Source organism: Microbispora triticiradicis (assembly GCF_005864065.1).
GTDB classification, from domain to species: Bacteria; Actinomycetota; Actinomycetes; order Streptosporangiales; family Streptosporangiaceae; genus Microbispora; species Microbispora triticiradicis.
Genome location: NZ_VANP01000012.1, coordinates 155,380 through 168,664, shown reverse-complemented (window position 1 = coordinate 168,664; position 13,285 = coordinate 155,380). Strand labels below are relative to the sequence as shown.

7 protein-coding genes are annotated in these 13,285 nt (G+C 69.3%); 1 reads left to right on the top strand and 6 read right to left on the bottom strand.

Annotated features, from left to right (window positions below):
• Positions 1 to 7 precede the first annotated feature (7 nt).
• Both FED44_RS27025 and priA read right to left on the bottom strand, forming a co-directional pair.
• Positions 8 to 760, bottom strand: a complete 753-nt coding sequence (locus tag FED44_RS27025) for a response regulator transcription factor (RefSeq protein ID WP_138462480.1) — start codon at positions 758 to 760, stop codon at positions 8 to 10.
• A gap of 203 nt (positions 761 to 963) precedes the next feature.
• Complete coding sequence (priA, locus tag FED44_RS27020; RefSeq protein WP_138462479.1) at positions 964 to 1,749, bottom strand: bifunctional 1-(5-phosphoribosyl)-5-((5-phosphoribosylamino)methylideneamino)imidazole-4-carboxamide isomerase/phosphoribosylanthranilate isomerase PriA; 786 nt, start codon at positions 1,747 to 1,749, stop codon at positions 964 to 966.
• Positions 1,750 to 2,044: 295 nt separating this feature from the next.
• On the opposite strand from priA, the gene FED44_RS27015 reads away from it, so the two are divergent.
• Positions 2,045 to 2,830: an HAD family hydrolase gene (locus FED44_RS27015; RefSeq protein WP_138462478.1), complete on the top strand. Its 786-nt coding sequence runs from the start codon at positions 2,045 to 2,047 to the stop codon at positions 2,828 to 2,830.
• Between the two features lie 49 nt (positions 2,831 to 2,879).
• Here the strand turns inward: FED44_RS27015 and FED44_RS36065 are convergent, their stop codons facing one another.
• The 4 genes from FED44_RS36065 to FED44_RS27000 all read right to left on the bottom strand — a co-directional run bounded on the left by FED44_RS36065 (position 2,880) and on the right by FED44_RS27000 (position 13,080).
• Positions 2,880 to 3,038, bottom strand: coding sequence for a hypothetical protein (locus tag FED44_RS36065; protein ID WP_167521605.1), 159 nt, complete (start codon positions 3,036 to 3,038; stop codon positions 2,880 to 2,882).
• Positions 3,039 to 3,229: 191 nt separating this feature from the next.
• Positions 3,230 to 5,278, bottom strand: a complete 2,049-nt coding sequence (locus tag FED44_RS27010) for an MBL fold metallo-hydrolase (protein WP_138462477.1) — start codon at positions 5,276 to 5,278, stop codon at positions 3,230 to 3,232.
• Positions 5,275 to 11,670 (bottom strand): nSTAND1 domain-containing NTPase, encoded by a 6,396-nt coding sequence (locus FED44_RS27005; protein ID WP_138462476.1) that lies wholly within the window; start codon positions 11,668 to 11,670, stop codon positions 5,275 to 5,277. The genes FED44_RS27010 and FED44_RS27005 overlap by 4 nt, the downstream gene beginning before the upstream one ends.
• Positions 11,671 to 12,579: 909 nt before the next feature.
• A complete protein-coding gene (locus tag FED44_RS27000) occupies positions 12,580 to 13,080 on the bottom strand; it encodes a hypothetical protein (protein WP_167521604.1) in 501 nt (166 codons plus the stop codon).
• Positions 13,081 to 13,285 lie beyond the last annotated feature (205 nt).

Genomic DNA, 13,285 nt, shown 5'->3' with positions numbered 1-13,285 from the left:
ACCGTTCTCAGGTGGCCCGGCGCCGGGTTCGGCGGACGCGGGAAGGAGCGTCCATGCCCAGCCGTTGCGCGGCCAGGGCGACCTCTGTGCGGTTGGCGCAGCCGAACTTCACGAGCAGGTTGGAGACATGGCGTTTGACGCCGTGAATGGATATCCCCATGGCCCGGGCGATCTGGTTGTTGCTCATGCCCTGCAGCAGGAGGGCCAGCACGGCGTGCTCGCGTTCCGTCACCCTCGCCGGGTGCGCGCTCCGGTCCGGCCCGCGGCGTTCGCCCGCGGCCAGCGGCCCGCGCTGCACGGAGGAAGGCACGGGCACGTCGCCGCTGATCACCTGCTCGAAGGTTCCGGTCAGCCGTGCGACGTTGATCTCGTCCCACAGGAGACAGCCGTCCACGCCGTACGTCTGGATGGCTGACGAGGCGGTCCTCACCTCCTCCTTCCGCACCGTGACCAGTATCTTCTGGCGAATCCTGAGCGCGACGCGCTCCAGGAACTCGGGCAGTGCGGCGAGCGGCGTCACCACCAGGTCGAAGCGCTCGGCGTCGTACAGCGACCCGGCCTCGGCGACGTCCCGCCCGACCGCGATCCCGGACACGTTCGGCACCTTCATGAGCAGCACCGGGATCCCGTGATAGGAAACGTCGTCCTCGGCGATCCACAGGACGGAGACGGCGGGGCGTCGCGCGCGGCGGTCCTCGGCCGGCCGGCCGGACCGGAAGTCGGGAATCCGCTTTCCGGCCTTCGCGACGCCGGTACTCATCGCCTCATCCTCTCTGTCACATCGTCGGTCGACGTTGTCGCGGGCGTACCGGGAGAAGTGGTGCGGCGCCGTTGGGACGGGAATCCGTGCCCGTCCGCGGATGATATATAACTCCGATTAGAGTTCAACCGTAACAATACGGATTAGCCTGATTTACATAGTTTTTTACTGCTAGCTGACGCTAGTCAATGAACAGGGTCTCGTCAATCGGTCGGCCGGCGCGGAGACGGCATCGGGGATACGGCGGGCCACGGATCCCGGCCGCGTACCGAGCCCAGTGCTTCCCGCAGGGTGAACCGCCCCGCGTAGAGCGCCTTCCCCACGACGGCCCCCTCGACGCCCAGCGGCACCAGCGAGGCGATGGCACGGAGGTCGTCGAGGCTGGACACCCCGCCGGAGGCCACGACGGGTCTGCCGGTGGCGGCGCAGACGTTCTTCAGCAGGTCCAGGTTGGGGCCCCGCAGGGTGCCGTCCCTGGCGATGTCGGTGACGATGTACCGCGCGCATCCCGCCGAGTCCAGCCGGGCCAGGGTCTCGTAGAGCTCGCCGGCGTCACGGGTCCAGCCGTGGCTCCGCAGGGTGGTGCCGTGGACGTCCAGCTCGACGGCGACGCGATCGCCGTTCCGGGCGACGACGTCGGCGACCCACTCGGGACTCTCCAGGGCGCCCGTACCCAGGACCACACGGGTGCAGCCGGTGGCGAGCGCCGCGGCCAAAGTCTCGTCGCCGCGAATGCCGCCGCACAGTTCGACCTTGACATCGAGGGCCGCGATCACCTCCGCGATCCGCTCCCTGTTGGTCCCGGTGCCGAACGCCGCGTCGAGGTCGACGATGTGCACCCACTCGGCGCCCGCCTCCTGCCAGGCGAGCGCCGCGTCCAGCGGGTCGCCGTACCAGGTCTCCGACCCGGAGACGCCGCGTACCAGGCGTACGGCCTGGCCGTCTCGGATGTCGACGGCGGGAAGCAGTTCCAGGCACTGCGCAGGCATTCGGGCACCTCGGGGGAGTCTCGGCAGGGCCGGCCGCGACCGCCGGGGGAGGGAAGCGGCTGTCCGCCACGGCGCGTCGTGAACTGACGGGAAGGACGGCGCACGTCCGCGCCGGATCCGAGGGCGACGTCGTCCGCCGTACGAACCCTTTCATTATGCGAGCCCGGTCGATTCTGCGAAGTACACCTTCGGCCACCTCCATGGTTCACTTGCCGCCGTCCCCGGGCGCGGGGACGCTTACGAAAGCCGAGGCGTCCCGTGCGCGTCATGCGGACCGTGAAGGAGGATTCAGGGCGTGGAGCGCCGGATGATCGTGTGCGACCTCGACGGGACGCTGCTGGACTCCCACGGCCTGGTCTCGGAGCGCACCCGCCTGGCGGTGCGCCGCCTGCACGGCGCGGGGCACGTGTTCGTCATCGCGACGGCGCGGCCGGTGCGGGACACCCGGCACGTGGCCATGGCCCTCGGCGGCACGCCGATCGCGATCTGCGGGAACGGCTCCATCACCTTTGACTTCGTCCGGGACGAGGTGGTCGCCTTCCGCCCTCTGACCGAGGCGCATGTCGTGGAGGCGCTGGCGGTTCTGCGCGATCGGTTCCCCGGAGTCCGCCTGGGGGCGGAGTGCCGGCTGGAGCTGGTCCTGGAGGAGTCCTTCTACGTGCCTCCGGCCCTGTCGTGGACCGCGCGGCGGGTGCCGCGCCTGGAAGAGGCACTCGACCGGCGCGCTGTCGGCAAACTCATGGTGCAGCTGGACGGGACCGCCCGCCACTACTACGAGAGCGTGCGCGGACTGCTCGGCGGCTGCGAGGTCACGATCTCGGCGGACGTGTTCTGCGAGGTGATGCGCGCCGGTGTCACCAAGGCGGCCGCCCTGGAGCTGATGGCGGGGAGCCTCGGATTCGCCTTCGGCGACGTGATCGCCTTCGGCGACATGCCGAACGACCTTCCCATGCTGACCTGGGCGGGCACGGCGGTAGCAGTCGCGAACGCGCATCCGGCGGTGCTCGCCTCGGCCGACGAGGTGACCGCGTCCAACGACGACGACGGCGTCGCCAAGTGGCTGGAACGCCTGACCGGATAGACGTGCGCACCCGGGATTTTCCCTCACCCGCCGCCACGGGTGCCCTGCGTCACTGCACCATGAGGTGCGCGGGCTCGGTGAGCACGCCGGCGGCTGCCGGGAAGTCGGCCAGACGGGTCGGCGGCGTCTCGACGGCGAGTTCGCGGGGCAGCAGTGCGCTGAACTTGAGCCCGCGCCTTCGGCTGGGCGTGCTTTCAAGATCGATCACGGCGCGGGTCTAGAGTGCCGGTGACCCTCGATCGTGAGGGCCCCCGCACCCGTCTCGTCCGCGTGGACGCGACGAGACGGGTGCCACGGGCAGAAGGGCCTTCCCCCGATATATGCCGATCTGGTTGAGGAGGGAACGAGATCGACTGCGAGGAGGGCGGCGCAGGAGTCGGTCCCTTGCGGAGGGGTTGGTCAGTCGCTGCCCCACCGGGCGGTCGTCGCCGGGGTGTGGCCCCGGACCTGCAGGACCTTGGCGAAGTCCCGCTGGCGGTGGCGCAGGCCGTGCACGAGCATCACCTCGCGGGCGCCCACCTCGTCGGCGATGTCTATGAGCCCTCTCCTGTCGGCGTGGGCGGACAGGCGCATCATCTCGACGCGGGCGCGCAGCGGGACCTCCTTCTGCACACCATGATCGTTGATGGACAGGTGCGGCGCCTGCTCCTCGACCAGCCGGAGCAGCCTGGCGCCGGAGGACTCCTCGTCCTGGTAGCCGGAGAGGAACAACGCGCTGCGGGGCTCCGGAAGGATCCGGGCGGCCCACTGCACGGCGGGACCCCCGGTGAGCATGCCCGATGTCGTGATCACGACGCCGGAGGCGAACAGGTTCAGGTCATCGGGACGCCGCGCGCGGGACACGCCGTTGCCGAGGATGCGCAGCGGAGCTGGCCGGTCCGCCGTGATGCGCTCGAAGGACGACGTCACATCGGCGGCCATCCCGTCGAGCAGCACGGGCACGTGCGGCAGGTGCCTGCGCATGATCATGGCGATTTCCTGCGCCCGGCCCAGCGCGAAGGCCGGGATGAGCACGCGTCCACCGGCCGTGTACACCTCCTCAACCGCGCGGACGAGGTCGGTGACGCGGGTCTCCCGTGCGCTGTGATCCTCGGTGCAGCAGGTGGACTCCATGACGAGGAGATCCGCCTCACGGGCCGAGTCGGGCAGGGAGTAGCCGTCCACGGTCTCCTGGCGGAAGCCGGAGATGTCACCCGTGACGACGACACGCTGGTCACCGGCCCGGACGACGACTCCGGCGGCGCCGAGGATGTGCCCGGCCGGGAACAACTCCACCGAGAGATCGCCGATCCTGCGTACGGCGCCGAACGGGATCTCCTCGCAGCGTTGTACGGCCGCCTCGACCGCGCGGCGCGAGTACAGGACCTCGCCGCCCGCGCCCCATTGGCGGTAGAGCCGTTCCCGATCGCTCATCAGCTTCGCCGAGTCGGCCCACATCCGGGGCATCAGCACGGTCGTCTCCGGAGTGGCCAGGATCCGCAGGTCCGGAAGGCGTTCGACCAGAGCGGGGACGTAGCCGCAGTGGTCGGTGTGCGCGTGTGTGACCACGACGGCGTGGATCGGCCCGGTCAGGGCCTGGTCGATGTCGCGCGGAGGGAGCGCCGGATCACCGGGCCGCAGCCCGGCGTCGACCAGCAGGCGGGTTCCGCCCGCCTCGACGAGCACGCTGGACCCGCCGATCTCCTCCGCAGCGCCGATAGGGTGAACGCGCAGGTGACGTTCGCCGGTTACGGTCACCCGGTGCGGCGCCGGCACCGGTTGCGGGGGCGCGGCAATGGCCTGGAACGCCGTTGCGAGAACCTCCGGCGCGATACCGGCGGCCTGCGCCGCGAGGATGAGTGGGAGTTCGGACCCCTGGCCCTGTCCGGTCCGGAGGTTACGCGGGTCGCGCGCCTCCGGCCCCTCGTCGTCGGCGTCCGGGGCCCGCTGCAGGATCGCCAGCAGGTTGGACGCCAGCACGCGGGGATCGTGCAGCCGCCGCTGCAAGGCCGCTACCTGGGTGTCCAGCTCCTCCGCGCGCTTTTCGGCGTCGGCGAGCGCGCCCCTGGCGCTCTGGAAGGCCCGATCGGAGTGCTCGTGCCGCCCCTTGGCCGTCGCCAGCCTGCTACGGAGATCGTCGGTCTTCTCCTGATGACGCTTGCGCAGGGTACGGCGCGTGGCGCTCTCCCTGTTCAACCGCTCCGCGAGGCGTAAGCCGGCCCGGACGACGTCGTCGTCGGGCGAGAGGAGCAGGGTGACGACGGCCTTCGCTTCCGGCTGGCCATGGTCGGCTGCCAGGTCTTCGCGAAGCCTGGCGCGGAGGGCCGGCACCCGGACCAGCGCGTCGACGATCACCTGACGGTTGTCGGCGGTGAACCGCTCCGCGTCGTGTCCTCTGCCGGCCATCCCCGGCCGGGAGAGGATCACCTCCGCCGCGGCGTGCAGAACCGGGAGGAGAAGGTCCGTCACCGCGAAAACCCCATCCTCAGGGTGGCCTGCAGAAGGACGGGCTCCGGCTTCAGCGTCCCGTCGTCCTGGGAAACCAGCGCGCCGAGAATCCGCAGCACCTCCACCAGGTCCGCGGTCGAGGTGAAGCCCTCCTCCAAGAGGTTCGGTTCCGACAGCCGGGTGTCGTCACTGAGGATGCCGGCGAGCGTCTCCGGCCTCTCCGCGGTGTCGAGGATCTCCACCAGGGTCTGCCACGCGGCGTCGAGTGCCGGGCCAGTGAGCACCCCGGTCGATCGGACGAACTCCTCCGGAGCCTCCGCCAGGAAGCCACGGCATCGCTCCAGAGCGTGTTCGGGATCGGCGTCGCTGGCGGCCAGCGTCCGGACCACCCTGCTGATCAACAACGGCCAGCCGCCGGTGGTGCGCAGCAGCGAGTCCTGACTCGACCTGTCCTGGAAACCGAGGTCGACCTCGTGCATCCACTGCCGGACGGCGGCCTGGTTGAAGCGCTGGAGCTCGATCAGTTCGGCGCAGCCGGTCAGGCCGCCGGGACCGTCGCCTCCGGCGTCGGCCCCTCGAACCGCCGAGAGCCACTCCGAGGCGTGCTCGGGCGGCGCGACGAGGGCAATGGAGCGGGTTCCCTTGGTCACCGCGGTGATCGCCTCTGCCGCCCAGTGTACGGAGGTGGTTGTCTTCGTGGGCTGCTGACCGGCGAGGTCGACGATCACGATGTCATGGCCGGATCCCTGCTCGGCGCGCTGCAGCGCCCCGCGGAGAGTGAGACCGTCCACCCCGACCCGGAGTGTCCGGGCCTGCCCGGTCCGGGAAGCGGCCTCCTCCAGAGCGGCGGCCACCCGGTTGATCTGCAGGGCCGGGGAGCCGGCGATCACATGCAGCGTGTTGCGGTGGCTGAGCAGCCGCATCACCTGGCTGCCGGTCAGGGGGGAGCGCTCGCCGTGTTCCTTGTAGGCGTCGCGGTAGCACTGCGCGTCGAACTCCTCGGGCCGCTCGAACGTCTCGGCCTGATCGAGCACGGCCACCACCTCGTCGGCGCCGCCCAGCAGGTTGAGGATGTGCGGTGTGCGCAGCCGGTAGCGCTCACCGTCCGCCGCGAGGACGCCGAGGTTGACACATTCCTCCAGCAGCCCGCGGAACCCGTCGCTGGTCGAGTCCTTGAACCCGTGCGGCCACCAGTCCAGGCATTCGGCTCGCAGTTGGCCGGCCGTCAGCTCGCCGACGGCACCCTCGTCGAGCGCGTGGAACGCGACCGTATAGGCGATGACCTTGTAACGCTTGTCTAGGTTTAGTGTCCATTCGAAGCGGTCACGGAAACCGCGAGCGAGCTTGTTGTCCCGCCAGACCGCCTCCACGTCCTCTCGCGTGATCTCGTACGGCAGGGCCGTCTGCGTCGCCGAGATCCGGCGCAGTCGGGTCAGCAGAGCGTCGGCGAACAGCTGGATGAGCGCCGGAGCGTTGTTCGCCTCGGCGATGACACGCGCCCCCAGCCGAGGGGTGAACCTGAACCCGAGCGCCTCCAGGGGCTTGGTCAGCAGGCTGTACGCGTCCTGCGGGTCGAGCGGGCCGACCGCGATGGGGGTACCCAGATGCGCGAGCGGCTGGTTGGACAGGCTTTCGAAGCGGGCCGTCTGGTGCAGGCCGGCGAAGACCACCTTCACCCGCCGGTCCGTCTCGTTCATAAGGTTGCGCAGCGCGATGACGTTGTCGAAGGAGGCGTCCCTCGCGTCCGCGTTGAGGAACTCGTCGGCTTCGTCCAGCAGGATCAGCAGCTGCCGCGCCGGATCGGCCTCGATCCAATCCTTCACGCCCCGGCAGACCTCCTCCGAGCCGATCGAGCGCGCCGAGGACAGCGGCAGGACCTCGGCCTGCCTGAGCCGGTCGGCGAGTGTCCGCCACAACGCGGCGACGGATTCGATCTTACCGATGTTCTGGATGACTTCGGAGACGACCAGCCGGTTGGGATCGGTCTTGCGGATGTTCCGTTCGGCCTTGCGCAGCAGCGCGGACTTGCCGAGCTGCCGCCCGCCGTAGACGAAGGAGGATCCCGCCCGGCTGATCACCTCCTGCAACTGGTCCCGTCGGCCGTAGAACATCTCCTCCGGAACGTCGCCCGTGGGCGCATACGGATTGGTGGCGGTGAACGGGGCTAGCAGGCTCACCGTCGTGCTCCAGTCCGCGTCGGGAAGGCAGGCGAGGTAGCTGATTGCGGCGTCGTCCAGGAACGCCGCGACCGGCGTGGGACGTCTGCGGCTCACTGCGGCCAGCTGGCGGCGCTGCTCCACGGTGAGCACGCCGAAGTACAGGACGAGGACGGTCTGGTCGGCCGGCTGGTCCTTCAGCCACTCGACGACCTGCTGTGGGCCCGGGGATCGCCACACCAGCAGGAGCTGGAGCCGGTCACCCGACGGGCTAATCCGGGAGCCGAAGGCCGGCAGCTGCGGATCGACGATCGTGCGCACCTGGTCGAGCGTGATCCAGAGCCGGTCCCGCTCCTCCCGGGACGCCCTCTGCGCGCCCTCCAGGCCGATCACCTGCAGGACCGCGGCGATGGCGGACCTGAGGTTTACCGCACCCTTCGGCCCCTGGGACATCGCGTGCCAAAGGCGCAGGCCGTCTCCCGCGACGCCTCGCCGGCTGCGAGGGACGCCGGAGATCGACAGCCCGGTCCGGCGCAGGAGGGCGCCCAGCTCGGGCTCGCCGACCTCCTGGCCCGTACGGAGCGCGTCCTTGAGCCGTTGCAGCCACTCTGCCCCTTCCAGGCCCTTCTGCCTGGCCGGCAGCCGGGCGGACATGTTCTCGAAGGCCTGCGGGAAATGCGGGAAGAACCGCTCGAGGTGGTGAACCGTGTCCGATATCTCCGGCAGCCGTTTGCCGCTCTTCGCCTGCGCCATGAACTCGCGGGCGGTGGTTAGGTCGCCGTCCTCGATGTAGGTGCCGATGCGGTCCCGGACGGCGGCGACGTCGGCGTTCTCGGCGCTCAGCGCGGTCAGCACGGCCAGCTCCGCGGCGATCTGCTCGTCGCGGATTCGCGCGGCATCGCGCTCCAGGACGTCGAGTTCGCGGGTGATGACGTCGAAGTCGTCCCGTTCGTCGTTGCCGAGAGCCTGGAGCGCGGCGGAGAACCGGTTGGCCGCTACCTCGGGGAGCACTCCCGCACGGCGCCACTCCGCGATCCGGTCCTGGATGCCGTCGACGCGGTCGCCACGCTCGTGCCGGGCCTCCTCGACCAGCTTGTCCCTGCGCTGGCGGAGCTCCGCGTGAAGGGTGTGGTCCTGCTGGGACAGCACCGACAGGAGGGCCCGCGTGCCTCGGTGGTCGCCTGACCCGGCGCGGGCCTCGAAGGCCGCGCGCCAGTCGCGGTCGCCGGCTACACAGAGAGGAAGCAGGTCGTCCAAAGCGGGCCGGGCGCGCGGCATGACGGTGTCCCCGTCGAAGCCAATGGTGGGAGATAGGAGCAGGTCGCCGTTGAGCAGGTGACTGATCAGCCGCTCCGGCTGGGTGAGCGGCCCGCCGTCCAGCAGGCGCAGGGTGTCGCCGACCAGCCGCGAGACCCCGCTCGCCGCGGCGGCGACGAGCGGGTCGGCGGAGGCCGCCAGGGCGGAGATCTCCTCCTCCACCTGCGCCCGATACGTGTGCACGGTCGTGCGGAGTTCGTCGAGGTGCCGGACGACCCGGAAGACGCCGGAGCCGTCTGTCTGGAAAGACTTCACCTCGTTGACGGCGGCCACCCAGCTGGCCACGAGGTCGAGCGCCTTCTCGATCTTTTCGATCAGTTTCGCCCGCGCGCCGGAGTGGATGCGGTCGGCTCCCTTACGGGAGGCACGGGCCTTGGCCGTCTCGTCGATCAGCCGGTCGATCTCGCCGCCGGTTCTGATCCGGTCGAGTTCGCGTTCGGTCTCGTCGACCAGAGACTCGTCGTCGCGGGCGGCGATCGCCAGCAGCTTCCCCGGGCCCGAGGAGTCGTCCAGGATCAGGGTCTTCCAGACCTCCGTGGCCAGCGCGTACTTGATCTTCTGAGATGGGCCCTCCTCTAGAAACCTGGCCGCGGCGGCGGTGGCCTGTTCCCGGCTTTCGTCCGCCCGCGAGGCGTCGTGCATCCGTTCGGACAGGCCGGGCACCAGATAGGCTCCGTTCTCCGCCATCATGCGGAACGCCTCGCCGTACTCCCTAAGACCGTGACAGCGCGACAGCGCCGGCGGCAGCTCGCCCAGCAGACGGGTCGCTTCCGGGGTGGGGTGGACCAAGCCGCTGCGCAGTGCGGCGGCCCAGGCCAGCAGCTGGCCTGGAGTATCGTCGCCGAGGGTCTTCACAGTCACGTTGCCGGCGGATTCGGTGAAGGCGGCCGACAGCCGACCAGCGAACTCGCTCATCTCGGCGGCGATCGCGGCGCACCGCCGCGCGCTCACCTCTGCTGGTGATCCGCCGGCGGCATCACGCAGCCACGCCGCCAACCCGAACCGCCCGGCACGGAGCGCGGCGGCCTCGGCCTGGGCTTCCGCGCCGGTGAGTCCCGCGCCACCGGTGAGACCAATGTCGTTTGCCGGCCCTGTGTCGCATGTCGGCTCCGCGCGGTGCGTCAGGCCAGCGCTATCGGACGGCCCAGTGCTCCCGGACGGCTCGGTGCCGGCCAGCTCAGCGGCGCGGCCGGAGGAGGCTCGCCGGGCGTGTGCCCCCTCGGCACCGCCGTCCGCGCCGTCCGCGGTCGTTTCCGTACCAGAAGAGGGGCCGAGATCCTGCGGCGCGGTCGCACCGCTCCTCACCGGGGGCGGCGGCGTGTTCTTGACGGGCTGCGCCACAATCTCGATGAAGGCGTCCAGGTCGGCGAGTGCGTCCTGTTCGTCCGTGCCGTGTGGCTCGGCGGGGCCGTCCGGGCCGGCGTTCCCGTCCACGTGCGCCGGCTCGGGCGGAACCTCCGCGGCGGACGGCGAGAAGGGTGCCCGCGGCTCGTCCGTCCGAGGGGCGGCCCCTCCCTCGCCATCCTGCGCCCTATCGGCGTGCGTGGAGCCTCCGGACGACGCGCCGTCTGGTGCGGTGGCCGCCTTGTCGTCGCACTTCCCCTGAGGCGCACCGCCGGACGGGGGAGCTGGAAGGATCACGTCGGCTGGGTCCGGAACCGTCAGCCAACCCCGCACGGCGGCCAAGCCCAGCTTCCGCCATTCGGGGGGCGCCTCCTGGAGGAAGCGGTCCTGCAGTTCGACGATCCGGTCCAGGGAGTCGTCGTCGCCGGAGTCGCCGGCCGGACTGACGAGCTCCGCCAGCGACTCCAGGATCGGGCTCTCCACCGTAGCGGCCTCGCGGACCTGTTGCAGGAGACCTTCGAGGCTTGGCGGACCGTCGATGTGGGCCAGGGCGAGGATTCGTCTGCGCCGGGCGTCCGCGGACTCGAGCTGGATGATCTCGTGCTGGAGTGAGTCGGCGGTCATGCCGGAGAGCGTGGAGCCGCGTACGGCCTCGATCCTGCTTCGCAGCCCGTCGAACTCCTGCACACCACGCAGGATCATCTCGACATCCTCGTCGAGAGGCCGTCCGGCGTCGGCGAAGGCCCGCCGGATTCGGTCGGCGGCGTCCGTTGCGTTGCTGAGTGTCCGGCGCAGGAGATCGAGTTCCGCTCGTAACGTCGAGGCGGACGATCGCTGATCGTCCTCAGCGGCTTCGCGAACCATCGGGGGCATCGCTTCCTCTTCGTCATGAGACCCGTCGACATGGGGCGCCTGGAGCGATCCATCGGATGGGAGGGACAGGGCGGCCTCCCGGAGCTGGGAGAACGTGATGGGCGTTTCGGGAAGCGCGGGATGACCGGCACGCAGTTCTCGCCAGGCGGATCGGAGCGCGTCCGCCGCGGCGGCATTCATGCGCTCAGCGGAGCCCACGAGCAGGGCGAGCGCCACAGCCGACAGTGGCATGTCATGGCAGTAGATGTGGGTGAGGACGAGGTCGACGACCCTGTCGGCGAGCCCCTGGGGCGCCTTGGTCAGCGTCATGGCGAGCACAGGTGCCCTGGAGAGGGCGTCGGCGGTGTCGCCGGGACTCAGCAGCCGGGCACACGTGTCCTCGGAGAGATCGTCATGGTTGTCGAACCCGGGAAGGAGGGGCACGCTCAGCGCGCAGGTGAGGGAGGTTGACGCTCGCCCGTCGTTCCCCTGGAGGATGCGGGTGAGATTGATGAGCGCGGGCCGGGGTATCGGCCGGACATCACCGAGCCTCAGGTGACTAAGGACTCCTCTGCGTACCGTCGGCGGGTAGTGCCGGATCATCATCAGGTCGTCCGGGGTCACGCGGGCCGTCACGTCCGCTGTGATGAGGCCGACGTGTTCGAACGCGGCCAGGGCGCTGACGTCGCCGAGTGGCGCGGGGCGCCGGTCATACGGGCCCTTCCCGTTGCAGAGTCGCCGCATCGTGTCCCCCTTCTTTTCGTGGGGCGCGAACCGTCCGTGGACAGAGAAGAGTCAATCGTGCCGCCGGGTCCGGGCGAAGCATGGCTGGAGCGCGCAGGAGGGGTGATGAGTCCTTGCCGGCCAAGGATCGGCGCACTGGATACCCGGTGGACGAAAGAGACCATACTCGGACCGAGCATAGGAGGCAATGGTGAATGCGATTCACAGAAAATCAGAGCAAAATGGTCTTATCGTGTAGCTTGGGTGACAAGGGTGCGAATCGCAAGGAATAGGCCGTTTGGGGGATATCGGACGTCGCGGCGGCTGGGCGAGTATCTCCCTGTTTCTCAGTTTTATAGCCCCATCGTGTAGGGGTCTCGCACGAGCAGGTAGGCGCCCCGAAGAAAACATGCCCCCGACGTCTACTCACTCGGTGCAACGCTTGGTGTTCGCGCTGACGATGCGCTACCCATATGACGGCAAGACGATCTCGGCGCTGTTCATGAACATTACCTTTCCTGGACGTCCGGCCTCCGTTGAGTCCGGGCTGGGTTCGGGCCGCTCGTCGCCGCGGTGTTCGTCCAGAGCCCGGCCGATACACTCTCCGCCCGATGCGTACCGGCTCGAGGAGTCGGCCGCCACGGAAGGGGTCGCGCTGCCGGTGGCCGTGCGACGCTTCGCCGTCGCCACGGACGTCTTGTGGGACGGGACCGGCAGGGCGCCACTGCGTCCGTACGGCCGCACCGCCCCGCAACCCCGGTAGGAGTCGGAGTTCCGCCGCTGGATGGGGCTCTAGTTGCAGCCGTCACCCAAAGCTGCTTGCCCGTTCACCCACAGTGAGGCATACTTAGGGGGCTGCACCCCCTGGGGTGTGGAAGTGAGGCCGGGCCTCCCGATGGAATCGGGCGTCCGGCCTTCGCGCTGTTCTGGTCATTCAAGGCAGATCGTGTGGACTTGCTCGATGAGCAGGTCGTAGTAGTTGGCACGGCCATCCAGCCACCAGGTTGTAGCGCTGACAACTGCGTCCGCAGCCCAAAGAAGCGGCTCGCTGACGGAGGGCTGCCACATAACCGTCAGACTCTTCGGCAGAGTACTTGCCATGCGTAGCCCGGTCAGAAGTCCTCGATCGAGGTGGTCTTGCTCGGGCGACCTGCTCTCGATTACCACTTTCGATGCGCCGATCTGCTCGACCTCCAGAAGCAGCCGCTCTAAACATCGTCGGCGGGCTCGCTCCGTTCGGACCTCCTTGTCGTGGAGGTACACCGTGACGATGCCTCGAATAGGCATGGTGGCAAGCCGCTGAGTGATTACGAGTTGTCGGGTGGGGGATTCGTCTCGCCAATGAAGGCGAGAGCTCTTGCCCAGGCGAAGGGATTCAAGGTTCGCGCGTACCGCCTCGTGGTCGGCGGAATCTATGACAACAGCGGCCATCGCGTAGACGCTGTCGTCCTGGGGGCGGCGGCGAAGGCTTTCGTCGATATAGGCGGCAAGTATTGAGTAACTATATAGTCACTGAAAGTGATGTGACGAGGGGTCGGTCGAACGCGAGTGCGGGTACGGAGCGGGTTTAGGTGGCTGACCGACCAACCGGTCCGTGAGGCGCTCAAGAGGTTTCACAGCGTCCCGAACGCGTCAC

Coding starts and splice junctions, on each gene's coding strand:
- FED44_RS27005 (WP_138462476.1), bottom strand. CDS start 11,670: ATGCGGCGACTCTGCAACGGGAAGGGCCCGTATGACCGGCGCCCCGCG.
- FED44_RS27025 (WP_138462480.1), bottom strand. CDS start 760: ATGAGTACCGGCGTCGCGAAGGCCGGAAAGCGGATTCCCGACTTCCGG.
- FED44_RS27000 (WP_167521604.1), bottom strand. CDS start 13,080: ATGGCCGCTGTTGTCATAGATTCCGCCGACCACGAGGCGGTACGCGCG.
- priA (WP_138462479.1), bottom strand. CDS start 1,749: ATGCCTGCGCAGTGCCTGGAACTGCTTCCCGCCGTCGACATCCGAGAC.